General features: G+C 63.2%; 31 protein-coding genes and 3 pseudogenes. All 34 read right to left on the bottom strand.

The genetic code is table 11. The features are described 5' to 3' along the window. Positions 1-336 precede the first annotated feature (336 nt). Entirely contained in the window at positions 337-834 is a 498-nt protein-coding gene (rpsI, locus tag OL239_RS04960) for a 30S ribosomal protein S9 (protein ID WP_152219749.1), read from the bottom strand. 39 nt (positions 835-873) lie between these two features. Further along, positions 874-1317 (bottom strand): 50S ribosomal protein L13, encoded by a 444-nt coding sequence (gene rplM, locus OL239_RS04955; protein WP_104052711.1) that lies wholly within the window; start codon positions 1315-1317, stop codon positions 874-876. A 242-nt stretch (positions 1318-1559) separates the two neighbouring features. Beyond that, on the bottom strand, positions 1560-2501 hold the full coding sequence (locus OL239_RS04950; RefSeq protein WP_268910968.1) for a tRNA pseudouridine synthase A: 942 nt from the start codon (positions 2499-2501) through the stop codon (positions 1560-1562). A 38-nt stretch (positions 2502-2539) separates the two neighbouring features. Continuing rightward, a complete protein-coding gene (rplQ, locus tag OL239_RS04945) occupies positions 2540-3082 on the bottom strand; it encodes a 50S ribosomal protein L17 (RefSeq protein WP_268910967.1) in 543 nt (180 codons plus the stop codon). 65 nt (positions 3083-3147) lie between these two features. After that, positions 3148-4157, bottom strand: a pseudogene (locus OL239_RS04940) (DNA-directed RNA polymerase subunit alpha). Between the two features lie 187 nt (positions 4158-4344). Continuing rightward, the gene (rpsK, locus tag OL239_RS04935; protein ID WP_104052715.1) at positions 4345-4746 is read right to left on the bottom strand and encodes a 30S ribosomal protein S11; all 402 of its coding nucleotides are present in this window, start codon (positions 4744-4746) and stop codon (positions 4345-4347) included. A 65-nt stretch (positions 4747-4811) separates the two neighbouring features. Beyond that, a complete protein-coding gene (gene rpsM, locus OL239_RS04930; protein WP_104052716.1) occupies positions 4812-5189 on the bottom strand; it encodes a 30S ribosomal protein S13 in 378 nt (125 codons plus the stop codon). 160 nt (positions 5190-5349) lie between these two features. After that, positions 5350-5463 (bottom strand): 50S ribosomal protein L36, encoded by a 114-nt coding sequence (gene rpmJ / locus OL239_RS04925; protein WP_012397712.1) that lies wholly within the window; start codon positions 5461-5463, stop codon positions 5350-5352. 86 nt (positions 5464-5549) lie between these two features. After that, positions 5550-5771 (bottom strand): translation initiation factor IF-1, encoded by a 222-nt coding sequence (gene infA / locus OL239_RS04920; RefSeq protein ID WP_055239372.1) that lies wholly within the window; start codon positions 5769-5771, stop codon positions 5550-5552. Between the two features lie 254 nt (positions 5772-6025). After that, positions 6026-6856, bottom strand: coding sequence for a type I methionyl aminopeptidase (gene map, locus OL239_RS04915; protein ID WP_268910966.1), 831 nt, complete (start codon positions 6854-6856; stop codon positions 6026-6028). Positions 6857-6871: 15 nt separating this feature from the next. Further along, positions 6872-7444 (bottom strand): adenylate kinase, encoded by a 573-nt coding sequence (locus OL239_RS04910; RefSeq protein ID WP_268910965.1) that lies wholly within the window; start codon positions 7442-7444, stop codon positions 6872-6874. Further along, positions 7441-8751, bottom strand: a complete 1311-nt coding sequence (secY, locus tag OL239_RS04905; RefSeq protein WP_268910964.1) for a preprotein translocase subunit SecY — start codon at positions 8749-8751, stop codon at positions 7441-7443. The genes OL239_RS04910 and secY overlap by 4 nt, the downstream gene beginning before the upstream one ends. A 251-nt stretch (positions 8752-9002) precedes the next feature. Beyond that, positions 9003-9467: a 50S ribosomal protein L15 gene (gene rplO / locus OL239_RS04900; RefSeq protein WP_268910963.1), complete on the bottom strand. Its 465-nt coding sequence runs from the start codon at positions 9465-9467 to the stop codon at positions 9003-9005. A 1-nt stretch (position 9468) separates the two neighbouring features. Beyond that, positions 9469-9681, bottom strand: coding sequence for a 50S ribosomal protein L30 (gene rpmD / locus OL239_RS04895; RefSeq protein ID WP_104052721.1), 213 nt, complete (start codon positions 9679-9681; stop codon positions 9469-9471). Beyond that, on the bottom strand, positions 9681-10358 hold the full coding sequence (gene rpsE / locus OL239_RS04890) for a 30S ribosomal protein S5 (RefSeq protein WP_268910962.1): 678 nt from the start codon (positions 10356-10358) through the stop codon (positions 9681-9683). Before rpsE ends, rpmD begins: the two co-directional genes overlap by 1 nt. Before the next feature lie 29 nt (positions 10359-10387). Next, a complete protein-coding gene (gene rplR, locus OL239_RS04885) occupies positions 10388-10771 on the bottom strand; it encodes a 50S ribosomal protein L18 (protein WP_104101589.1) in 384 nt (127 codons plus the stop codon). Between the two features lie 2 nt (positions 10772-10773). Then, complete coding sequence (gene rplF / locus OL239_RS04880; RefSeq protein ID WP_268910961.1) at positions 10774-11310, bottom strand: 50S ribosomal protein L6; 537 nt, start codon at positions 11308-11310, stop codon at positions 10774-10776. A gap of 18 nt (positions 11311-11328) precedes the next feature. Further along, the gene (gene rpsH / locus OL239_RS04875) at positions 11329-11727 is read right to left on the bottom strand and encodes a 30S ribosomal protein S8 (RefSeq protein WP_152219769.1); all 399 of its coding nucleotides are present in this window, start codon (positions 11725-11727) and stop codon (positions 11329-11331) included. Between the two features lie 90 nt (positions 11728-11817). Next, complete coding sequence (rplE, locus tag OL239_RS04870) at positions 11818-12387, bottom strand: 50S ribosomal protein L5 (protein ID WP_268910960.1); 570 nt, start codon at positions 12385-12387, stop codon at positions 11818-11820. Continuing rightward, positions 12387-12745, bottom strand: a pseudogene (rplX, locus tag OL239_RS04865) (50S ribosomal protein L24). Before rplX ends, rplE begins: the two are co-directional and overlap by 1 nt. Positions 12746-12748: 3 nt before the next feature. After that, complete coding sequence (rplN, locus tag OL239_RS04860; protein ID WP_055239356.1) at positions 12749-13117, bottom strand: 50S ribosomal protein L14; 369 nt, start codon at positions 13115-13117, stop codon at positions 12749-12751. 357 nt (positions 13118-13474) lie between these two features. Then, positions 13475-13780, bottom strand: coding sequence for a 30S ribosomal protein S17 (gene rpsQ, locus OL239_RS04855; RefSeq protein ID WP_152219775.1), 306 nt, complete (start codon positions 13778-13780; stop codon positions 13475-13477). After that, entirely contained in the window at positions 13777-14109 is a 333-nt protein-coding gene (rpmC, locus tag OL239_RS04850; protein ID WP_268910959.1) for a 50S ribosomal protein L29, read from the bottom strand. Before rpmC ends, rpsQ begins: the two co-directional genes overlap by 4 nt. Before the next feature lie 2 nt (positions 14110-14111). Then, complete coding sequence (gene rplP, locus OL239_RS04845; protein ID WP_104052731.1) at positions 14112-14528, bottom strand: 50S ribosomal protein L16; 417 nt, start codon at positions 14526-14528, stop codon at positions 14112-14114. Next, positions 14529-15359, bottom strand: coding sequence for a 30S ribosomal protein S3 (gene rpsC, locus OL239_RS04840; protein WP_268910958.1), 831 nt, complete (start codon positions 15357-15359; stop codon positions 14529-14531). It abuts the gene before it with no gap. After that, a complete protein-coding gene (rplV, locus tag OL239_RS04835) occupies positions 15360-15725 on the bottom strand; it encodes a 50S ribosomal protein L22 (protein WP_268910957.1) in 366 nt (121 codons plus the stop codon). It lies immediately after the preceding gene. Positions 15726-15763: 38 nt separating this feature from the next. Beyond that, entirely contained in the window at positions 15764-16045 is a 282-nt protein-coding gene (gene rpsS / locus OL239_RS04830; protein ID WP_104052734.1) for a 30S ribosomal protein S19, read from the bottom strand. A gap of 12 nt (positions 16046-16057) precedes the next feature. After that, a complete protein-coding gene (gene rplB / locus OL239_RS04825) occupies positions 16058-16897 on the bottom strand; it encodes a 50S ribosomal protein L2 (RefSeq protein WP_268910956.1) in 840 nt (279 codons plus the stop codon). A gap of 30 nt (positions 16898-16927) precedes the next feature. After that, positions 16928-17251, bottom strand: a complete 324-nt coding sequence (gene rplW / locus OL239_RS04820; RefSeq protein ID WP_268911660.1) for a 50S ribosomal protein L23 — start codon at positions 17249-17251, stop codon at positions 16928-16930. Then, positions 17229-17843, bottom strand: a complete 615-nt coding sequence (gene rplD, locus OL239_RS04815) for a 50S ribosomal protein L4 (protein WP_268911659.1) — start codon at positions 17841-17843, stop codon at positions 17229-17231. The genes rplW and rplD overlap by 23 nt, the downstream gene beginning before the upstream one ends. A 12-nt stretch (positions 17844-17855) precedes the next feature. Further along, positions 17856-18503 (bottom strand): annotated as a pseudogene (rplC, locus tag OL239_RS04810) (50S ribosomal protein L3); the annotation flags it as partial. 15 nt (positions 18504-18518) lie between these two features. Then, positions 18519-18827, bottom strand: coding sequence for a 30S ribosomal protein S10 (rpsJ, locus tag OL239_RS04805; RefSeq protein ID WP_003803825.1), 309 nt, complete (start codon positions 18825-18827; stop codon positions 18519-18521). A gap of 507 nt (positions 18828-19334) precedes the next feature. Continuing rightward, on the bottom strand, positions 19335-19466 hold the full coding sequence (locus OL239_RS04800) for a hypothetical protein (protein ID WP_268910955.1): 132 nt from the start codon (positions 19464-19466) through the stop codon (positions 19335-19337). Between the two features lie 32 nt (positions 19467-19498). Next, positions 19499-23944, bottom strand: coding sequence for a hypothetical protein (locus OL239_RS04795; protein ID WP_268910954.1), 4446 nt, complete (start codon positions 23942-23944; stop codon positions 19499-19501). Between the last annotated feature and the right edge of the window lie 100 nt (positions 23945-24044).

Below are 24044 nucleotides of genomic sequence, written 5' to 3'. Positions count from 1 at the left end.
CAACCCACTGGGCTATTGTGCCACTCCCATGCCGCGGCCGACTAAGTGCGGACCGGGCGGCAGGTAGTTTCAGTGATGAAGAACACACATTGGGGTGGCCGCTTGGGGAGATTGTTATCCCTCCAAACGCAGAAAGTGCGCCTTCCAAATACTGGAAGACGCACCTTTTGCTGTAGCGCTTACGGAGCCAAGCCCCGAACCAGCGCTTGGGGAGCCAGTCGCTGAATTAGCGCTTGTGGAGCCAAGCGCCTGAATTAGCGTTTGTGGAGCCAAGCGCCGAAAAGCGCCGAGGGCCCTGGCTGCTGACGCGCAGCGGCAGCAGCCAGGGTAGGCGCTTTAGCGCTTGGAGTACTGCGGAGCCTTGCGGGCCTTCTTGAGACCGGCCTTCTTGCGCTCGATGACGCGGGCGTCACGGGTCAGGTAGCCGGCCTTCTTCAGGGTCGGGCGGTTGTTCTCGCGGTCGATTTCGTTCAGCGAGCGGGCAACACCCAGGCGCAGCGCACCGGCCTGGCCGGAGGGGCCACCGCCGTGGATGCGGGCAATGACGTCGTAGGCGCCGTCGAGATCAAGGACCTTGAACGGCTCGTTGACGTCCTGCTGGTGCAGCTTGTTCGGGAAGTAGGCAGCCAGATCGCGGCCGTTGACCAGCCACTTGCCGGTGCCGGGAACAACGCGCACGCGGGCGATAGCCTGCTTGCGGCGGCCAACAGCCGAACCGGAAACGGTCAGTGCCGGGCGTTCCTTGACGGCAGCCTCGGCTGCGTCAGGGGTTTCCGAGGTGTAGCTCGAAAGCTCCTCGGTCGTTTCATTGAGCTCTTCAGTGTTCTGAGCCACGATTCTCCTTGAATTAATTCTTTAGTTGGCGGGCCAGAACTACTGGGCGACCTGGGTGATTTCGAAGGTCTTGGGCTGCTGGGCACCATGCGGGTGCTCTGCACCGCGGTAGACCTTGAGCTTGCTGATCTGCTGTGCAGCCAGGGAGTTCTTGGGCAGCATGCCGCGGATGGCCTTCTCAACTGCACGTACCGGATTCGACTCCAGCAGCTCTGCGTAGTTGACGGAGGACAGACCGCCCGGGTAACCCGAGTGGCGGTAGGCACGCTTCTGTTCGAGCTTGGCGCCGGTGAGGGCAACCTTCTCAGCGTTGATGATGATGACGAAATCGCCCATGTCCATGTGGGGAGCGAAGGTCGGCTTGTGCTTTCCGCGCAGCAGTGTTGCGGTCTGGCTGGCAAGACGGCCTAGGACAACGTCGGTGGCGTCAATGACGTGCCACTGGCGGTTGATGTCGCCGGGCTTCGGGGTGTACGTACGCACGGTTTTTGCCTTCGTTTCTTCTTCTTAGGTGGCGCGGCTCATATGGATGCCACATGGTCCGCAGCTTCTCTATGCGTTTACCGGATGGTCAGGTGAGGACTGATGTAACCAGTGGTCCTGATGTACTCGGCTATTTCCCCGGGGCCAGGTGGCTCTGCAACCGAGCCGCTCCCGTGGGCATAGACCTATCGAGGTAGGACACGCACAACGACTATAAACAATAGCCTGCTTGCGGGTGGAGGTCAAAAGCCGGACACCGGACGTTTGGCCCGAGTGCTCTCTGCCCGCCGGTGCAGTTCCGCATCAGCCGGATACCTTACCTCTTCGAGGATCAGCGGATGTGGTGCGGCCAGGAGGGACTTCGAATCACGGATCCGTGCCAGCAGTCTGCGCTCCAGCCACTCAGGAGTCCGCTCCCCCGCCCCCACGAGTATGGCCCCTCCGACGAGGGACCGGACCATGTTGTGACAGAAGGCGTCAGCCTGCACATGGGCCTCGATGACGCCGTCGGGGCGCCGCAGGAAGGAGAACTCCTGCAGTTCCCGAACGGTGGTGGCACCGGTGCGGGGCTTGCAGTACGAGAGGAAGTCCCGCACCCCAAGGACGGCTTCGGCCGCTGCGTTCATCCGGACCACGTCCAGTGCAAAGTCATGCCACAGCGTTGTATTGCGGGTCAGGGGATCACGGCTGGCATCCCGGTCGGCGATCCGGTAGCTGTAGCGGCGCCACAGGGCTGAAAACCTCGCATCGAAGCCCTCGGGTGCCACAGAGGCCGACCGGACCGTGATCGCCCCTTCCATGGCATGAATAGCCCGCTTGGGTGCCTTCGCCCTGCGCAGAGCCATGGTGAGGTCCTTGTTCAGGATTCCGCGCATACGGCGGACCAGGGCTTCTGCGGGGGTAAGTGCCGCGCCTCGCGAAAGCCCCGCCCACTCGGATTCGGTGAGGTCGAAGTGCACAACCTGGCCCCGGGCGTGCACTCCCGAATCAGTCCGGCCGGCGACGGTCAAACGCACAGGACGGCGGATCAGCACCTCCAGGGCCGCCTCAAGACTGCCCTGGATTGTGGGAAGGCCGTCCTGCGCAGCCCAGCCGTAAAAAGCGGCGCCGTCGTAGGACAGGTCCATCCGGATACGAAAAAGCCCGCCGTCCCGTGAGGGTGCGGCGGGCCTTTCGATACTCATGTCCTCAATATTAAGGGACACGGGAGCGAAGCGAAGAATTACTTCTTCTCTTCGGCCTCCACTGCTTCGTCAGCGGAATCAGCAGACTCAGCGGAATCGGCGGACTCAGCAGAATCGGCGGATTCAGCCGAGTCGGCGGACTCAGCGGATTCCTCGACCGGTGCCGGAGCAGCCACGGCTGCTGCGGTTTCGGCCTCGGCCACGACAGCCTGCTTGGCAGAGACGGGCTCGAGAACCAGTTCGATGACAGCCATGGGAGCGTTGTCGCCCTTGCGGTTGCCGATCTTGGTGATGCGGGTGTAGCCGCCGTCGCGCTTCTCGACTGCCGGAGCAATGTCAGTGAAGAGCTCGTGGACAATACCCTTGTCCGAGATCAGACCCAGGACGCGGCGGCGGGAAGACAGGTCTCCGCGCTTTGCGAACGTGATCAGGCGCTCGGCGTAGGGACGCAGACGCTTGGCCTTCGTCACCGTGGTGGTGATCTGCTTGTGCTCGAACAGCTGGGCGGCCAGGTTCGCCAGCATCAGGCGCTGGTGGGCCGGGCTGCCTCCGAGGCGCTTACCCTTGGTGGGTGTAGGCATTACATTTTCTCCTCAAACGGTGCCGTACGGAGCCAACAGGTCCGGACAGCAAAATTTTGCGTGTGTTAGAGCTCGTCGTCCGAGTATTCGGACTCGTCCTCTTCAATAGCTGCGGCACGGGCGGCCAGATCAAACCCGGAGGGGAATCCTTCAGGGACAGACCGAGCTCGACCAGCTTTGCCTTTACCTCATCAATGGACTTTGCACCGAAGTTGCGAATGTCCATCAGGTCAGCCTCGGAGCGGGCAACGAGTTCACCCACAGTGTGGATGCCTTCACGCTTGAGGCAGTTGTAGGAACGCACAGTCAGCTCGAGGTCTTCGATCGGCAGGGCCATGTCGGCTGCCAGTGCGGCATCCGTGGGGCTCGGACCGATTTCGATACCTTCAGCGGCGCTGTTCAGTTCACGGGCCAGGCCAAACAGCTCAACCAGGGTGGTGCCGGCAGAGGCGACGGCGTCGCGCGGTGCAATGGCATCCTTGGTTTCAACGTCAACGATCAGGCGATCGAAGTCGGTGCGCTGTTCAACACGGGTAGCCTCCACGCGGAAGGTGACCTTCAGGACCGGCGAGTAGATGGAGTCAACCGGAATACGGCCGATCTCCTGGTCACCGGACTTGTTCTGGCTAGCGGAAACGTAGCCGCGGCCGCGTTCGATGGTCAGTTCGAGCTCGAACTTGCCCTTCGAATTGAGCGTGGCAATGTGCAGATCCGGGTTGTGGAACTCCACGCCGGCCGGCGGAGCAATGTCCGCAGCCGTCACGACGCCGGGACCCTGCTTGCGCAGGTAGGCGACAACGGGTTCGTCGTGCTCGGAGGAGACCGACAGGTTCTTCACGTTCAGGATGATCTCGGTGACATCTTCCTTCACGCCCGGAACCGTGGTGAACTCGTGCAGCACGCCGTCGATCCGAATGCTGGTTACTGCAGCACCGGGGATCGAGGACAGGAGCGTACGGCGGAGGGAGTTACCCAGGGTGTAGCCGAAACCGGGTTCCAGCGGCTCGATGATGAACCGTGAACGGTTGTCGGCTACGACTTCTTCAGTGAGGGTGGGGCGCTGTGCAATGAGCACTTGCATTTCCTTTCAGCGAGCGTCCGCTATATGACGCAACACAAATGGTGGAAACGACGACGACGGGTCTTCCGCGGGCGTCTTGGACGGCTTAACAGCCACGTGCCCGGAGCCGGAGGCGTCCGATGGGCGGCCCGCCCCAAAGGGTGGACCGCCCGCCGGATATTACCGGAACCGCAAGTGCTGCTTAGACGCGGCGGCGCTTCGGGGGACGGCAGCCGTTGTGCGCGCTCGGGGTGACGTCCGAAATGGAGCCAACCTCCAGGCCGGTGGCCTGAAGCGAACGGATCGCGGTTTCGCGGCCGGAACCCGGGCCCTTCACGAAGACGTCGACCTTGCGGACGCCGTGCTCCTGGGCGCGCTTTGCAGCGGCTTCAGCAGCCATCTGCGCGGCGAACGGGGTGGACTTACGCGAGCCCTTGAAGCCAACCTCACCGGCGGAAGCCCATGAGATAACAGCACCGGAGGGGTCCGTGATGGACACGATGGTGTTGTTAAAGGTGCTCTTGATATGCGCCTGGCCAAGCGCAATATTCTTCTTATCCTTGCGACGCGGTTTGCGGACCGCTCCACGAGTCTTGGGGGGCATTACTTCTCCTACAAAGAGTTTGGTTTAGGTGGCCCGTTTAGGGCCGTGGCCTCACACCGCTGTGTTTAGCGGGCGGCCTTCTTCTTACCGGCAACCGTACGCTTCGGGCCCTTGCGGGTACGAGCGTTGGTCTTCGTGCGCTGGCCGTGAACGGGCATGCCGCGACGGTGGCGGATACCCTGGTAGCTGCCGATTTCAACCTTGCGGCGAATGTCGGCGGCTACCTCGCGGCGGAGGTCACCCTCAACCTTGAAGTTGCCCTCGATGTAGTCACGCAGCTGAACGAGCTCAGCATCCGTGAGGTCCTTGACGCGAGTGTCCGGGCTGATGCCGGTCTCTGCCAGGGTCTGGTCTGCACGGGTCTTACCCACGCCGTAGATATAAGTAAGCGCAATCACAACCCGCTTTTCGCGGGGAATGTCAACGCCAGCGAGACGTGCCATATCGGCGGTTCTCCTTTTGTGTCACCGGAGGTCTGAAGCAGTGCATCCCTGTTGCCAGGTCCCCGGCCTCCGGGCCGGGGGTATGCGCTACGCGTATCAACGCTGCACTGCCATATTCATTTACTACTACTACGCGTGGGCTGTCCCTGAAAGCAGGAAATTAGCCCTGGCGCTGCTTGTGGCGCGGGTTCTCGCAGATCACCATGACTCGACCGTTACGGCGAATCACCTTGCACTTATCGCAGATCTGCTTGACGCTCGGCTGGACCTTCATGGTTATCCTTTGCGTGGTTGCAGGGTTGGGCCGCACGCAGCCGGCGCCCCCTTTGTTCGGGACGCTGCCTGCAGGTGCAGCGGTTCTTACTTGTAGCGGTAGACGATACGGCCCCGGGTGAGGTCGTACGGGCTAAGTTCCACCACAACGCGGTCTCCGGGGAGGATGCGAATGTAGTGTTGACGCATCTTTCCCGAGATGTGTGCGAGCACAATGTGGCCGTTGGCCAGCTCAACGCGGAACATCGCGTTGGGCAGGGCTTCGTTGACCGAGCCCTCAATCTCAATGACGCCGTCTTTCTTGGCCATATCCTCCGCTAACGTCTGTGTCCTCCGTATGCACGAAGGACGGTTTATGTCTTTGGCTCTCCCGGCACGCCCTGTGGGTTTCCGCAGTGTTTCTGCGCGGCAACCGCGCGGCAGGCCGTTTTGAGACGGCCGGCGTCCTTGGAAAAGGGCACGAATGTAGAGACAACCAACAGATAACTGTACTCGACAGTGCCCAATAAGTTAAATCCTCTGAGCCGGAGGGGCGCAGCGCGGCATGCCTGCCTTTCCGAAGGCTAGTCCCCGGGAATGGGGGCCGGGGTAACGCCCAGCGGCGCAAGCCGTGACGCTCCGCCGTCGGGCGAGGTGAGGACCCAAACGCCCTTGTCGTGGATCGCGACCGAATGTTCCCACTGGGACGCCCGGGAACCGTCGGTGGTAATGACCGTCCAATCGTCCTCCAGGGTGACCGTATCGATCCCGCCGCGCACCAGCATCGGCTCGATGGCCAGGCACAGCCCCGGCCGGAGCTTGGGTCCGTTATGCGAGGTCCGGTAGTTCAGCACGTCCGGTGCCTGGTGCATTTCGGTGCCGATGCCGTGACCCACGTAGTCCTCCAGGATTCCCAGCGGTTTGCCCGGCACGCCGGAGACGTAGTCATCGATGGCAGCACCGATGTCACCAACGAAACGTCCTTTGGCTGCGGCAGCGATGCCGTGCCACATGGCCTGTTCCGTCACGTCGGAGAGCCGCTGGTCCGCCGGATCCGCGGTTCCGACAATCACGGTGCGAGCTGAGTCCGAGTGCCATCCGTCAACTACCGCGCCACCGTCGATGGAGAGGATGTCCCCGTCTTTGAGGACCCTCTCCCCCGGGATGCCGTGGACGACTTCCTCATTCACGGACACGCAGACCGTGGCCGGGTAGCCGTGATAGCCGAGGAAGTTCGAGGTGGCCCCGGCTTCCTTGAGCACGCCCGCGAAGGCCGCGTCAAGGTCCGCGGTGGTTGCGCCCGCCACCGCGGACGCTGCGGCCGCGTCCAGCGCACGAATCAGCACAAGGCCGGCTTCACGCATGGTGCGCATCTGCGCGTTGGTTTTGTACTGGATTCGAGGCTGGCCGAACATATCTCTTCTAACTCTTTAGCTAATATCCTTGAGGACTTCCATGACGCGTTCGGTGACATCGTCGATGCCGCCCAGCCCGTCCACCCGCGCGACGATCCCGCGGTTGTCATAGCTCGCGACGACGTCGGCGGTCTGGGCCTTATAGAGGTCCAGACGGTGCCGGATAACGTCCTCGTTGTCATCGGCACGGCCTTCGATTTCGGAGCGCTTGAGCAGGCGTTCGACGAGTTCTTCGTCGTCAGCGGTCAGCTGGAGTACGACGTCGAGCTTCTGGCCCTTGCTGGCCAGGATGTCATCCAGTTCCCGCACCTGTGCTGCTGTGCGCGGATAACCGTCCAGGAGGAAGCCGTCGGCCGCGTCCTCTTCCATCAGGCGGGCGCGCACCATGTCATTGGTGACGCTGTCGGGAACGAAGTTACCGGCGTCGATGTACTTCTTGGCCTCAAGGCCCAGCGGGGTCTCGTTCTTGACGTTGGCGCGGAAGATGTCCCCCGTGGAGATTGCAGTGACTCCAAGCCGGTCCGAGATTCGGGCGGCCTGGGTACCTTTACCGGCGCCGGGCGGCCCGATAATGAGCATTCTTGTCATCGCAATAACCCTTCGTAGTGACGTTGCTGCAGTTGCGCGTCGATCTGTTTGACTGTTTCGAGTCCCACACCAACCATGATGAGGATCGAGGTTCCGCCGAACGGGAAGTTCGCGTTCGCTCCGACCAGCACCAGAGCAATCAACGGAATCAGGGCTACAAAGCCCAGGTAGAGGGCGCCGGGCAGGGTAATGCGCGAGAGCACGTACTGCAGGTACTCGGCGGTGGGGCGGCCGGCCCGGATGCCGGGGATGAAGCCGCCGTATTTCTTCATGTTCTCGGAGACTTCCTCCGGGTTGAACGTGATCGACACGTAGAAGTACGTAAAGAACACGATCAGCAGGAAGTAGACCGCCATGTAGAAGGGATGGTCTCCGCTGGTGAGGTAGTTGTTGATCCAGACCACCCATTCCGGCGGAGTTCCGGTGGCGGGGGTGTTGAACTGGGCAACCAGCGACGGCAGGTACAGCATCGACGACGCGAAGATGACGGGGATAACCCCGGCCATGTTCACCTTGATCGGGATGTAGGTGTTGGTGCCGCCGACGGTCCGCCGCCCGACCATGCGCTTGGCGTACTGCACCGGGATGCGCCGCTGCGACTGCTCGACGAAGATCACGAGGGCGACCACCAGGACGCCGACGCCGATGACGGCGAGGAAAACCGTCCAGCCCTGGGCGCTGAGGATGGCCCCGAGCGAGCTGGGGAATCCTGCGGCGATGGAGGTAAAGATCAGCAGGGACATACCGTTGCCGACACCCTTTTCAGTGACCAGTTCGCCCATCCACATAATGAGGCCGGTACCGGCGGTCAGCGTGATGATCAGCAGCAGGACGGTGATGATGTTGTCGTCGGGGATGATCGGCACGGAGCAGGTGTTGTTGAAGAGGGCTCCGGTGCGGGCCAGGGACACGACGGTGGTGGCATTGAGGAGGCCGAGCGCGATCGTCAGGTACCGCGTGTACTGCGTCAGCTTGGACTGGCCCTGTGCGCCTTCCTCGTAGAGTGCCTGGAAGTGGGGAATCACGACGCGCAGCAGCTGAACGATGATGCTGGCAGTGATGTACGGCATGATGCCCAGGGCAAAGATGGAGACCTGCAGCAGGGCGCCGCCGCTAAAAAGGTTAACGAATTCGTAGAGGCCACCCGAAGTGGCACCCAGAGCCAAGCACTGCTGCACATTGCCGTAGTCAACACCCGGGGCCGGGATAAAAGCACCCATGCGGAAGATAGTGATGATTCCCAGCGTAAACAACAGCTTGCGTCGCAGGTCTGGCGTCCGGAAAGCCCGGCCAATAGCGCTAAGCAAGCGTCCTCCTGAATGAGATCTGAAGTAGGTGGTCCGATTGGACTGGTAACAAAAACAGAGTCTATCCGCTCAAGCCCCGTAGAACGTTAACGAAGCCCGCGGCGTTGTAGTGCCTTAAACAAAACTAAACTCCGGGCGGACCGCAGTGCGGCCCGCCTGGAGTTTAGTGCCTGTCCTGATCGCTGCGCAGACGACCGCCGGGGGCCGGTTTCCCGGCCGCCCGCCGTCGTTGCACAAAACGGACACGGTGCTTAGAGCGCCGTGGTCGTTCCGCCTGCTGCGGCAATCTTCTCTGCCGCACTGGCGGAGAAGGCATCGGCCGTGACGTTCACCTTGACGGTGATGTCGCCGGTGCCCAGGACCTTGACGGGCTGGTTCTTGCGAACAGCACCCTTGGCCACCAGGTCGGCAACAGTGATGTCGCCGCCTTCGGGGAACAGCTCCGAGATGCGGTCCAGGTTTACTACCTGGAACTCGACGCGGAACGGGTTCTTGAAGCCGCGAAGCTTCGGCAGGCGCATGTGCAGCGGCAGCTGCCCGCCTGCGAATCCGGCCTTGACCTGGTAGCGGGCCTTGGTGCCCTTCATACCGCGGCCGGCCGTCTTACCCTTGGAACCTTCACCACGGCCAACACGGGTCTTGGCCGTCTTGGCACCGGGTGCCGGACGCAGGTGGTGAACCTTCAGCGCGTGTTCGTTGTTGTTATCTTCGGCCATGTTAATTCGCCTCCTCAACCTTCACGAGGTGCGGAACCGTGTTGATCATGCCAACAGTCACGGCGTCGGCGGTACGAACGGTGGTAGCACCGATGTGCCGCAGGCCCAGTGAGCGCAGCGTGTCCTTCTGATTCTGCTTACCACCGATGGTGGACTTAATCTGGGTGATCTTCAGTGTTGCCGTGCTGACGGCAACGTTCTTCGGAGTAGTCATCAGGCACCTGCCTTCTGCATGTTGCGGAGCATCGCGGCAGGCACAACCTCGTCCAGCGGCAGGCCGCGGCGTGCAGCCACTGCCTGCGGCTCTTCGAGGCGCTTCAGCGCATCAACCGTGGCGTGCACGATGTTGATGGCGTTGGAGGACCCGAGCGACTTGGACAGCACGTCGTGGATTCCGGCGCATTCGAGAATGGCGCGGACCGGACCACCAGCGATAACACCGGTACCCGGGGAAGCCGGACGCAGCAGGACAACGCCTGCAGCAGCTTCGCCCTGGACCAGGTGGGGAACGGTTCCACCGATGCGCGGGACGCGGAAGAAAGTCTTCTTGGCTTCTTCAACGGCCTTGGCGATAGCGGAGGGAACTTCCTTGGCCTTGCCGTAACCGACACCAACCATGCCGTTGCCGTCTCCGACAACCACCAGGGCGGTGAAGCTGAAGCGACGACCACCCTTGACTACCTTGGCAACGCGGTTGATGGTCACGACGCGTTCAATGAACTTGTCCTTCTCATCGTTGCGTCCGCCGTCGCGGCCACCGCGGCCGCCGCGTTCGCCGCGGCCTCCACGGTCGGAGCGCTGCTCGCCCTTGCGGCCGCCGCGGCGGTCGTCAGTGGCGGGAGCTGCGGCGTCCTTGGTCTCAGTTGCCTGCGCAGCTGTAGCTTCAGTCACCTGGTTTTCCTTTTCCTTGTTAACCTCGGTCACAGTGACAGCCCACCTTCACGTGCGCCGTCGGCAACGGCCGCGATGCGGCCGTGGTAACGGTTGCCGCCTCGGTCAAAGACAACGGCTTCGACGCCGGCAGCCTTGGCACGTTCTGCAACGAGCTCGCCTACACGCTTGGACTTGGCGGTTTTGTCGCCTTCCAGTGCGCGCAGGTCTGCTTCCATGGTGGAAGCCGAGGCAACGGTAACGCCGCGGGTGTCATCGACAACCTGGACGAATACGTGGCGGGCCGAGCGGTTGACCACCAGGCGCGGACGAGCCGCGGTACCGGAGATCCGCTTGCGGATGCGAAGCTGGCGGCGGCTGCGGGCAGCCGACTTGCTCTTGGAATTGCGCTTCTTATTAATGCTGATGGCCATGGTTACTTACCAGCCTTTCCGACCTTGCGGCGGACAATCTCGCCGGCATAACGAATACCCTTGCCCTTGTAAGGATCGGGCTTGCGCAGCTTGCGGATGTTGGCCGAAACCTCGCCCACCTGCTGCTTGTCGATGCCGGACACTGTGACCTTCGTGGGACCCACGACGGTAAGCGTGATGCCTTCGGGTGCCGTGACCGGAACCGGGTGGCTGTAGCCCAGGGCGAACTCGAGGTCCGCGCCCTTGGCCTGCACGCGGTAACCGGTGCCGACGATTTCCAGGTCCTTCTTGTAGCCTTCGGTCACACCGGTGATCATGTTGCTGATCAGGGTGCGGGTCAGGCCGTGGAGGGAACGGGATTCGCGCTCGTCATTCGGGCGGGCGACCGTGATGGTGCCGTCCTCAAGCGTGACAGTGATCGGGCTGGGCACAGTGTGGCTCAGCTCGCCCTTGGCACCCTTGACGGATACGAGGTCACCGTTGACGGTGATATCTACTCCGGCAGGAACCGGGATGGGCAGACGTCCAATACGTGACATTTTTCTTTCCCTTCCCTGCTACCAGACGTAGGCGAGGACTTCCCCACCTACACCCTTCTTGGCGGCCTGGCGGTCGGTCAGGAGACCTGACGACGTCGACAGGATTGCGATGCCCAAACCGCCGAGAACACGCGGCAGGTTCGTGGACTTTGCGTAAACGCGCAGACCGGGCTTGGAGATACGACGCACGCCGGCGATGGAACGCTCGCGGTTCGGACCGAATTTGAGATCAAGGGTCAGCTTCTTGCCGACGACGGCCTCTTCTTCCTTCCAGCCGGCAATGTAGCCCTCGGCCTTCAGGATGTCAGCAACACGTGCCTTGAGCTTGCTGTAAGGCATGGACACGGTGTCGTGATATGCCGAGTTTGCATTGCGCAGACGCGTAAGCATGTCTGCGACAGGATCTGTCATTGTCATTGGGCTCTTGCCCTCCCTCGTAACGGTTTCCTGCGGAGTCCGCGTCCGGGCGCACCTGAACGGAAGTCCGTCGGACCTGTTACGTAGTAATTAATCTTCGGATGTAAACGGGAAGCCGAGCGCCTTCAGCAGCGCGCGTCCCTCGTCATCGGTCTTTGCGGTGGTAACCACGGTGATGTCCATGCCGCGAACGCGGTCGATCTTGTCCTGATCGATTTCGTGGAACATCGACTGCTCGGTCAGACCGAACGTGTAGTTGCCGTTGCCGTCGAACTGCTTGCCGTTGAGGCCGCGGAAGTCGCGGATACGCGGCAGCGCCAGAGTGACCAGGCGGTCGACGAATTCCCACATGCGGTCTCCGCGCAGAGTTGCGTGGCAGCCGATGGGCATGCCTTCGCGCAGCTTGAACTGAGCGATCGACTTGCGGGCCTTCGTGACCTGCGGCTTCTGGCCCGTGATCTGGGTCAGGTCCTTGACGGCGCCGTCAATGAGCTTGGAGTCCTTGGCGGCGTCTCCAACACCCATGTTCACAACAACCTTGACAAGGCGGGGAACCTGGTTGACGTTCGCGTAGTTGAATTCGTCCTGCAGGGTCTGCTTGATCTCCGCTGCGTAGCGGGTCTTCAGACGGGGGACGGTCTTGGTGACAGTCTCAGTCATTAGAGGTCCTTCCCAGAGCCCTTGGCGACGCGGATACGCACAGTGCGCTCACGGCCGTCTTTTTCGACGATTTCCTGGCGGTAGCCAACACGGGTCGGCTTCTTCGTTTCCGGGTCAACGATTGCGACGTTGGAAACGTGGAGGGGGCTTCGACGGTTTCAATGCCACCGGTCTTGGAGCCCTTGGAGGACTGTCCAACCTTGGTGTGCTTCTTAACCGTGTTGATGCCTTCAACCAGGACGCGGTTCGTGTCGGTGTAAACCTTCAGGACCTTGCCCTGCTTGCCGCGGTCTCCGCCGCGGGCAGCAGTTGCTCCGCTGATGACCTGTACCAGGTCACCCTTCTTGATTTTTGCCATGGACTACAGCACCTCCGGAGCCAGCGAAATGATCTTCATGAACTTCTTGTCGCGAAGCTCGCGGCCGACCGGGCCGAAGATGCGGGTACCGCGGGGGTCTCCGTCATTCTTCAAGATCACTGCAGCGTTCTCATCGAACTTGATGTAGGAACCGTCCTGGCGACGGCGTTCCTTCTTGGTGCGAACGATGACGGCCTTGACCACATCGCCCTTCTTGACGTTGCCGCCGGGAATTGCATCCTTGACGGTGGCAACGATGGTGTCGCCAATGCCTGCGTAGCGGCGTCCGGATCCACCGAGAACACGGATGGTCAAGATTTCCTTGGCACCAGTGTTGTCGGCGACCTTAAGCCGCGACTCCTGCTGAATCACTTATAACTCCTGTCGTCGCGCCGGTTCTCATCTATTGAGCCTTGCGGAACGGATATGGGTGGACCCCGTAATACTGGTACTCAGCACTCCCCCGCAGGGGCGGCGCCGCAGCGTGGCCGCGGTGCAGTGCCGAACAAGATTATCGGGCTTTTGTCTCATACGGCGGTGAGGATGCCTGGTCCAAAACTGGACACACTTCCGCACCGCACAGACAAGATTTCAAGTTTACCGCGAAAGGGCCCCGGATGCGAAATCGGATGATAACGCGGCCGGGGCCCTGTCGCCGGTTGGCGGTTACCGGCGGGCTCCTCCCTCAGGGAGCGGCCCGCCGGCGGCCGGCCGGATGTACTGCTTTAGTTACTTGGCCTTCTCGAGGATCTCGACCAGGCGCCACCGCTTGGTAGCGGAAAGCGGCCGGGTTTCGGCGATCAGCACGAGGTCTCCAACGCCGGCAGCATTCTGCTCGTCGTGGGCCTTGAGCTTCGAGGTGCGGCGAAGCACCTTGCCGTACAGGGCGTGCTTGACGCGGTCTTCAACCTGGACAACAACGGTCTTGTCCATCTTGTCCGAAACCACGTAGCCGCGTGCGGTCTTCCGGTACCCGCGGGCATCGGCTCCGTTTGCGTCAGTTGTCACTGCTGCCTCATTCTTGTTTTCACTCATTTGGCATCATCCTCAGCGACCTTGGCTTCAGCTTCAGACTCAGTAGCCTTCTTCTTGGACTTCTTCGCTGCCTTTTCGGGAGCTGCTTCCTCAACGGGAGCAACAACCTCGGGACGAATCCCCAGCTCGCGCTCACGCAGCACGGTGTAAATGCGAGCGATGTCGCGCTTTACGACGCGCAGGCGGCCGTGGCTTTCCAGCTGGCCGGTTGCGGACTGGAAGCGGAGGTTGAACAGCTCTTCCTTGGCCTTGCGAAGTTCCTCGACGAGACGGTCCTTATCGAAGCCGTCCAGCTGCTTCGGTGCCAGTTCCTTTGAACCAATTGCCATTTCTATTCACCACCCTCGCGACGCACAATGCGTGCCTTCAACGGCAGCTTATGGATCGCCAGGCGCAGGGCCTCACGAGCTACCTCTTCATTAACACCGGAGATCTCAAAGAGAACGCGGCCCGGCTTGACGTTTGCAACCCACCACTCCGGGGAACCCTTACCGGAACCCATGCGGGTTTCGGCCGGCTTCTTCGTCAACGGACGGTCAGGGTAGATGTTGATCCAGACCTTACCGCCGCGCTTGATGTGGCGCGTCATGGCAATACGTGCAGCTTCGATCTGGCGGTTGGTGACGTATGCAGGCGTCAGAGCCTGAATACCCCACTCGCCAAAGCTGACTGCGGTGCCGCCGGTAGCAGCGCCGGAACGACCCGGGTGGTGCTGCTTGCGGAACTTGACTCGACGTGGGATAAGCATTTAAGCCTGTCCTCCTTCTGCTGCGGGAGCGGCTGCCTCAGCGGCCGGAGCCTCTGCAGCAGCAGGCGCGGCGGCCTTGTCGGCACGCTCGGGACGACGACGGCGGTCTCCGCGGTCGGCCGGGCCACGGCCCGGACGGTCGCTGGAACGTCCGCGGGACGGTGCAGCAGCCTGCTGTGCAGCCAGTTCCTTGGCGGTAACGTCACCCTTGTAGATCCAAACCTTCACGCCGATGCGGCCGAAGGTGGTCTTGGCTTCAAAGAAGCCGTAGTCGATCTGCGCGCGGAGGGTGTGCAGGGGCACACGGCCTTCGCGGTAGAACTCCGAACGGCTCATTTCAGCGCCGCCCAGACGGCCGGAGCACTGGATACGGATACCCTTGGCGCCGGCACGCTGTGCGGACTGGATGGCCTTCTTCATCGCACGGCGGAAAGCCACGCGGGAAGAGAGCTGCTCAGCAACGCCCTGGGCAACAAGCTGGGCTTCCATCTCGGGATTCTTGACCTCGAGGATGTTCAGCTGAACCTGCTTGCCGGTGAGCTTCTCCAGCTCGCCGCGGATGCGGTCTGCCTCTGCGCCGCGGCGTCCGATGACGATACCCGGGCGGGCCGTGTGGATATCCACGCGGACACGGTCACGGGTGCGCTCGATCTCAACCTTGGCGATGCCGGCACGGTCCATGCCGGTGGACATCAGCTGACGGATCTTGATGTCCTCGCGGACGAAGTCCTTGTAGCGCTGGCCCGGCTTGTTGCTGTCAGCAAACCAGTGCGACACATGGTCAGTGGTGATGCCGAGTCGGAACCCGTGCGGGTTAACCTTCTGTCCCACTTAGCGTTCCTCCTCGATTTTGGGGGTTGCGACAACCACGGTGACGTGGCTGGTCCGCTTGTTGATGCGGTACGCGCGGCCCTGGGCACGGGGCTGGAACCGCTTCATGGTGGGCCCTTCATCAACGAATGCTTCGCTGATGAAGAGGTCACCCTCGTTGAAGGCCAGGCCGTCACGGTCCGCGAGGACACGTGCGTTGGCCATGGCCGACTGAACTACCTTAAGTACCGGCTCCGATGCTGCCTGGGGGGCAAACTTCAGAATTGCCATTGCCTCATTCGCTTGCTTGCCACGAACAAGGTTGACGACGCGCCGGGCCTTCATAGGCGTTACGCGGATATGACGCGCAATTGCCTTGGCTTCCATTGCTTTCCTTCTCTCGTCTTCTGCCGAAAGAGCAGCGCCTAGCGGCGCTTGCCCTTGCGGTCGTCCTTCACATGGCCGCGGAATGTCCGCGTCAGGGCGAATTCGCCGAGCTTGTGCCCGACCATCGACTCCGTGACAAACACCGGAATGTGCTTACGTCCATCGTGTACGGCGATCGTGTGCCCGAGCATGTCGGGGATGATCATCGAACGGCGGGACCACGTCTTGATGACGTTCTTGGTGCCCTTTTCGTTTTCGGCCGCTACCTTAAGGAACAGGTGCTGGTCGACGAAGGGGCCTTTCTTCAGGCTGCGTGGCATGTTTCCAGGCTCCTATCGCTTGTTCTTGCCGGAACGACGGCGACGCACAATGAGGTTGTCGCTCTCTTTATTGGGGCGGCGTGTGCGGCCTTCGCGCTTACCGTTCGGGTTGACCGGGTGGCGTCCACCGGAGGTCTTACCTTCACCACCACCGTGCGGGTGGTCGACCGGGTTCATGGCGACACCGCGGACGGTCGGGCGTACACCCTTCCAGCGCATACGGCCGGCCTTGCCCCAGTTGATGTTCGACTGCTCGGCGTTGCCGACCTCGCCGATGGTGGCGCGGCAGCGTGCGTCGACGTTGCGGATTTCGCCGGAAGGCAGACGCAGCTGGGCGAAGCGGCCTTCACGGGCAACAAGCTGAACGGAGGCGCCGGCGGAGCGGGCCATCTTGGCACCGCCGCCCGGACGCAGCTCAACTGCGTGGATGGTGGTACCCACGGGGATGTTGCGCAGCGGCAGGTTGTTGCCGGGCTTGATGTCAGCCCCGGCTCCGGCCTCTACGTGGTCGCCCTGCTTGAGCTTGTTCGGGGCAATGATGTAACGCTTGGTGCCATCAACGTAGTGCAGCAGCGCAATGCGGGCGGTACGGTTCGGATCGTATTCGATCTCGGCAACGCGAGCGTCGACGCCGTCCTTGTCGTGGCGGCGGAAGTCGATCAGACGGTACTGACGCTTGTGCCCACCACCCTTGTGCCTGGTCGTGATCTTACCGGTGTTGTTACGGCCGCCCTTTTTGGGCAGCGGGCGTACCAACGACTTTTCCGGCGTCGACCGCGTGATTTCGGTGAAGTCGGCTACGCTCGAGCCGCGGCGGCCCGGTGTAGTCGGCTTGTATTTACGGATTCCCATTATTTATTCCTCGTTAAAGTGGTCTCCGCCCTAGCTGAGCGGACCGCCGAAGATGTCGATTGTGCCGTCCTTCAGGGTGACAATGGCGCGCTTGGTGTTCTTGCGCTGTCCCCATCCGAACTTGGTCCGCTTGCGCTTACCGGCACGGTTGATGGTGTTGATCGAGTCGACCTTGACGGAGAAGATTTTCTCCACGGCCAGCTTGATCTCGGTCTTGTTGGAGCGGGGGTCGACCAGGAAGGTGTACTTACCTTCGTCGATCAGGCCGTAGCTCTTTTCCGAAACGACGGGTGCCAGCACCACGTCGCGGGGGTCCTTGCGGTGGTCGCGCTCACTTGGCGTCCTCCTTGACAGTGTTCTTGCCGACGAACTCGTCGTAGGCAGCCTTGGTGAAGACCACGTCGTCAGCAACCAGCACGTCGTACGTGTTCAGCTGATCTACGTAGATCACGTGAACAGCGGTGAGGTTGCGCACGGACAGTGCAGCAACATCGTTGGCGCGCTCGATGACAACGAGCATGTTCTTGCGGTCGGTCAGTGAACGCAGGGACTCGCGTGCGGCCTTGGTCGACGGCGTATCGCCGGCTACCAGGGTTTCCAGCACGTGAATGCGGCCGTTGCGTGCCCGGTCGGAGAGTGCACCGCGAAGCGCGGCGGCAATCATCTTCTTGGGGGTGCGCTGGCTGTAGTCGCGGGGCGTCGGCCCGTGGACGACGCCACCACCGGTCATGTGAGGAGCACGGATGGAACCCTGACGGGCGCGGCCGGTACCCTTCTGCTTGAACGGCTTGCGGCCGGCACCGGAGACCTCTGCGCGGGTCTTCGTCTTGTGCGTACCCTGGCGGGCAGCTGCAAGCTGAGCAACTACTACCTGGTGCAGAAGCGGAACGTTCGTCTGAACGTCGAAGAGCGCTGCGGGGAATTCAACAGTGGTTTCGTTAGCCATGAGACTAAGCTCCTTCACGGCGGTGCGTACGAGGACGACCTGGCCGCGGGCGCCGGGAACGGCACCCTTGATCAGCAGGAGCGACTTCTCGGCATCCACACCGTGAACCGTGAGGTTCATGGTGGTGTGGCGGACGGCGCCCATACGGCCAGCCATCCGAACGCCCTTGAAGACGCGGCCCGGGGTGGATGCGCCACCGATGGAACCGGGCTTACGGTGGTTCTTGTGTGCACCGTGGGAGGCACCGACGCCGTGGAAGCCGTGACGCTTCATGACACCGGCAAAGCCCTTGCCCTTGGAGGTTCCGGTGATGTCGACCTTCTGGCCGGCTTCGAAAATCTCAACGGAGAGTTCCTGGCCCAGTTCGTAGGTGTCGGCATCTGCGGTGCGCAGTTCAACAACGTGGCGGCGAGGCGTGACGCCTGCCTTTTCAAAGTGGCCGGCCAGCGGCTTGGTCACCTTGCGCGGGTCGATCTGGCCGTAGCCGATCTGCACGGCGGTGTAGCCGTCCTTCTCCGCGTTGCGCAGCTGCGTAACAACGTTTGAGTCAGCCTGAACGACGGTGACGGGGATGAGCTTGTTGTTCTCGTCCCAGACCTGGGTCATGCCCAGCTTGGTGCCCAGAAGGCCCTTGACCTGGCGTGTAAGTGAAGTAGACATAAGTATCCGCTCCCCCTACAGCTTGATTTCGATGTTCACGTCTGCAGGCAGGTCGAGACGCATCAGCGAGTCAACGGCCTTAGGCGTGGGGTCAATGATGTCGATCAGACGCTTGTGCGTGCGCATTTCAAAGTGCTCGCGGCTGTCCTTGTACTTGTGCGGCGAACGGATAACGCAGTACACGTTCTTTTCCGTGGGCAGCGGCACGGGGCCTACTACCGTTGCGCCTGCACGCGTGACCGTCTCAACGATCTTCCGCGCTGATACGTCGATGACCTCGTGGTCATACGACTTCAGCCGGATGCGGATTTTTTGTCCCGCCATGGCGTCGTGCCTCTTTCTTCGAGTATTGCTCTCTGTACAGTTTTTGCACCTAGCTGCCTTTACGGCCTGGCACTCCTCCAACAGACTGAATCCGGATAAATCCGGGTTCCTCACCCTGCCGAGGCTCCGACCCCCGCGCTCGGGCGTGTCGCGGATTCTGGATCTGCGATACCCGGGCAAGATTGGGGGCGGGTTATATATGGGCTTTTACCCTGAAGGATCCGACCCTGCGTCAGGCATTATCCTGACCGGGACGATATCTCACCATGCACCGGTTGCCGGCAGAAACCGGCCGGCCGAGCACATGCGGGCACCAAAGCGCTTGAACAACTTCTCTAGTCTGCCAGATTCGCGGAGATTCCGCCAATCCGACTGTATCTTCTCCGGTGCGTGGTTCCAGGGGAAGCAGCGGTCACCGGCAAGTCGACAGGTGCCAGTCTAACGCAGCCGACGCTCGTCCGAAAACCGGGCCGCCGGCGGCGCGCGGGTCTGTCCGGTTACCGTCCCCTAGGACCGGGGGTCCCGGTTGGCCCGCCGGATGCGCTTGGCCCGGTCGATCTCACGCCGGAATTTCCGCCTGCCCCAGGCCACGGAGCCTGCCACTGCCAGCACCACGGCGAGAATAATCAGTAATTCCATCTGTCGATGATAGACCAGCCCGGCGCCGCACCCTAGTTCCCGCCGTCAGCCGCAGCGTTGGAACGCACGCGGGTTAGGCGCCACACTGCCAGTGCAATCAATGCGGCAGCGAGCAGAGCCAGGAGCAGGAAAGTGTACCCGCGCAGGTACCAAAGAACGGCCAGGGCAACGCCCGCCGCTCCCCACACAGTGAAGAGGCGCCTGTCTGTTGTCACGCCGAATGCCAGGAGTCCGGCGTGTGCCAGCAGCGCCCACACCTGCTCACCGGTGTCTGCACTGAGGATACTGGTTAGCCCCGTGCAGGAAAGCAGCGCCGCCGATGCCGACAGCACAGCCGTGCCGCGCGGTGCCCGGCCCCGGCTGTATTCATAGGCGGCAAGTGCCGCCAGGATGACCACCCAGTACTGCAGGAACCAGAACCAGTCTGCTCCGTCAATCACGTACCAGATGATCCGCTGGACAGCCAGGGCGGCAACCAGTGCGGCGGCTTCTCCGGCAAGTTCCCGCCGGGCCGGCGGGAATTCAAGCACGGCAGCTGCCACGGCAGCGGCAAGCACCACGGATCCGTACACGGCTGAAATGTGGTCGTACGGCATGGCAGAGACGCCCGCGCCGGCAGCAATGACTGCGGCTCCGGAAGCAAGGATGCGCCGGCGCAGCACCGTGCCTGCGGTCGGCGCCAGGATCGACAGCACGTAGCCCGCCGCGTACAGCAGCAGTGCGGCCGTGAAGCCGGAGCCCAGCCGGGCCGCGGCGGGGTGCGGAATGATCATCAGCACGTCCCGGACGAACCACGACTGGATGAGGAAGGCCGCGGCCGGGACCAGGGCCACGGTCGCGGCGGTCAGCAGTGGAAGGCCGCGGGTAAAGGAAACCGCCAGGAAGGCCGCAGCCGGCAGCAGGACGGCCATCCCGGTGAGCAGTCCCTGCCCGTCCAGTTCGCCCAGGGTAAATGCCAGCGCGCAGAACAGCGCGAGACCGGCAAGCGCCGGGTTCCGCACGGCGGCGCTGACGTTACTGCGGGTTTCCCCTGCCAGGGCAGCCGCAGCGAGAACCAGCAGGACGACGCCTGCGGAGGCAAGGCTCAGCGGTGCCGCGCCGCCGAAGGCAAACACGTCGGTGAGTACCAGCGGCAGCATTCCCACCGCATACACCGCGGGGTACAGGACTTCGGCGTTCCGGTCCAGGACGCTAACTGCTGCCGCCATGGCAAGGAGCAGGGACAGGCAGATCACGACCACGTGGCGCTGGGTATCGTCGTAGGAGACAACTGCGTAAACCAGGGGCAGGAGGATCAGCACACCGGCGCTTCCCCAGAGCGCCACCGCTCCCAGCCAGCCCAGCCCCGCAGCGCCATACCGCCCCTGCAACAGGGTCCGCGCTGCCTGCTGTCCGGCCACCACGAGTGCCACCGCAATGAATGTGCCGTGTACGGTCAGGTCCAGATCCGCCGCCACCAGGGCGGTCAGCACTGCCAGCAGCACCTGACCCGCCAGCAGGTAGCCGCCGCGGAGGCCGGGCCGGGCTCCGCGCACCACCATGAACGCGCAGTACCCCAGCGCGGCCACGGTGAGCGTCTCATAGCCCCGGATCCCGAGCAGGCCGGCGCCAAGCACTCCCGCTGCCGCAAACGCTGCCGGGGTAACCCGCTCCAGCCAGTACCGCTCGGCGAAAAGCTGGAACAGCACCAGCGAAACCAGCACATTGACGGCCAGGGCCGCGAACAGGACCCACAGCGTCAAAATGGTCTGCGGATCCTCCGCCAGCCGCAGCCCAGCCGTCAGCACCGTGACCAGCGCCGCGGCGGCCGCCAGCGAGACGCCGGCGAACGGCACGGGCCTGCCGCCGGCCCTCCGTCCGGCCACCGCCAGCTGGATAAACATTGCACTGCCGGCTGCCATGAGCAGGAGCACGGGCTGCACCCATGTCAGGGGATCTGCCGCGAATGCCCCGTAGGCCACCGCCAGGAGCACGAGTATGCCGACACTCCCCCACTGGGCCGTAGTACCAAACTGGTCCATGCCGGCTCCGGCAATCCGGTCCTGCAGCAGGGCGCGCAGCACCTGTTGTAGAACCACGGAGAGCGCTACGGCCATGAACTGTTCATGCACGGAGTAATCCAGGTCGGCCGCCGTCAGGCCCACCAGCACCGACAGCAGTCCCTGCCCGGCCAGCAGGTAACCGCCGCGGCAGCCAACCCTGGCGCCGCGCACCGCCATGAACATGCTGTAGGCCAGCGCACCGGCGGCGAGGACTTCATATCCGCGCATCCCCAGCAGGTCGGCGCCCAGGAGAGCAGCACCGGCAAAACCGGCAGGACCGATCCATTCGAACCAGGTCCATCGCCGGAAGAACGGGCGCAGCACCAGGGAAGTCAGCACGTTGACCGACAACGCCGAGAACATCACCCACAGCGTTACGGCCGCCTCCGGATGCTCGGTATACCGCAGCCAGAGCGCCAACAGTGCCGCTCCTCCGGCCGTGGCGGCAAGGACCGGGGTCTCCCGGCGCACCGTCTCCAGGCCCGCCCTCACCCGCTTACCGGACCGACCACGGGCCAGAAAGAGCACCGAGCCCAGCTGGTTCAAAATCAGGGCAGCTCCGCCGGCGGCCAGGGCCCAGGTCCAGGTTTCGCGGTCATCCGCCCCTGCCCCCTCCAGCACTGCCAGCGGCACCACCGCAGCCAGTACGGCGGCCGCTCCCCGCGCCCACAGCCACAGGCGCTGCTGCGCCGGTTCGGAACTGCGCACAGCCCGCACGCTGTAATAACCGGTGAGCAGAGCGCCCAGGACAACCGCCGGCCAGAACGTTCCCGTTTCCCCGTTCAGCCGCCCAAGGAAACCGAGAAGCGCCGCACCGGCCGGAAGTGCCTCGGGGACGCCGGCGACTGCCCACGCACCTGCCATGCACGTGAGCAGTACAGCTGCAGCCGTGGCGGTGAACAGGACCTGGCCCGTGCTGCCTCCGGGCAGCCACCCCGCCGCGGACTGCCCGGCGGCCAGTCCGGCCAGGATCTGCAGCACGATCAGGAATACGTAGTCGGAATCAAAGTACTGTTCGCCGGCCAGTTCGGAATACCGGCGCCGGAGGGCCAGCAGGCCGGCGGCCTGCACGAGCAGCAGCAGCGCCAGCGCCAGCACCGCCGCGGCTGTGTCCTCGGTGATCATGTAGGTCAGCGCAGTCAGGCCGACTGTGGCTGCCGCCCTGCAACCGTAGCTGCTGTACAGCCGTTCCCGGAGCGCGGACTGTAAATAAACGACCGCGTAATAGCAGGAGAAGCCCAGGAACAGGAAGGAAAACTGCCATCCTCCCAGTTCTCCCGCTGTCAGCAGGGCCACCGCTGCCGCCGCCGGGACCAGATAGCGGTGCGCCCGCACGAAGGCGTCCAGGTAGATGTTTCCCAGCCACGCGGGGCGGCGCATCGCCACAAGCGACACGGCAGTAGCCAGGAGGACCGTGAACAGGAAATACCAGATGATCCCGGACCGCATCGATGCTCCCGAGGCAAGCGCGGTGGACAGCAGAAACGTCATCGACAGATACGCCACCACCCGGCTGTCCAACCGGGCAGCCGCATAAGCAAAAGCCGCAGTCCCCGTGGCCGACGTCCCCAGCCACGCCAGGGGCGCGTCGTGCAGTACGAGATTGTGCAGTGCCAGCCCAACTACGGGAATGAGGGCAAGTCCGGTTCCGGTGAAGGCCACTGCGGCCGGACGCAACCGCCCGCTGCGGGCGTGGATGACCAGCCCGCCGGCGTAGAACAGGCCGGCTACCAGCGTGACACCCGCAAATCTGGCGCCCTCCGGTATCGCCAGGCCGATGAACAGGGATGCCGCGGCGACAAGGAGCAGGCATGCGGCATACAGCGTGATGTTGATGTTGCGCAGGTCCCGGCTCAGCTTGCGGGCCTCCTGCGCTGCCGCCTGGCCGGCCAGCTGCTCGGGGGACGGAACCGGGTCAGTATCAGGCTGGACCCAGGGCAGGGGCTTGGGCGGCGCTGCTTCCGGGCTACCCCGGAACCGGTCCTCATCCGGTGCCGGAGGCCCGGGCGGGGGACCCGGGAGCAGCGGCGTGGACGGCGGCGGCACCGGGCGCGCCGCCGCTGCAGGCGTGCCAAAAGCGGAAGGAGAACTAGACGGAGCCGAAACGCCGAACGCCACCGGAGGGCTGAACGCCGCAGGTGCCGGAGATGGGGACGGCGGGCCAGGGCTGCGCTCCGCCGTTGCCTGCGCGGAACCGGCCTGCCGCGCCGGGGCTTGTTCCCCGGAAACTGACGCGCCTGCCGCCGCCAGGGCACTGCGGTAGCCGGCCCGGAACCCGTCGTTGTATGCCCGGGACACAACCCCGGAAGCGGATGCGGCAAGCGTGTCTTCAGCGGCCGCGGCCCGCCGGGATGAAGCGGCCCGATGGGAGGTCCAGCCGAGGGCAAAACCGATCCCCGTCAAGATCAGCACCAGCACCGTTAGCAGTGTGCCCATAGCGTGAAACCCCCCGGTTGTAACTTTGGCCTGTTCCACATCCTAGGCGCGGCCGGAGAATTTTCCGGCCGGGGCCCCACGCTGTGGACAAGTTCCGGGG

The sequence above is a fragment of the Arthrobacter sp. ATA002 genome (assembly GCF_026898095.1).
GTDB lineage: Bacteria > Actinomycetota > Actinomycetes > Actinomycetales > Micrococcaceae > Arthrobacter_B.
Note: the sequence above shows the minus strand (reverse complement) of the source record. Positions and strands in the feature narration are given on the sequence as shown.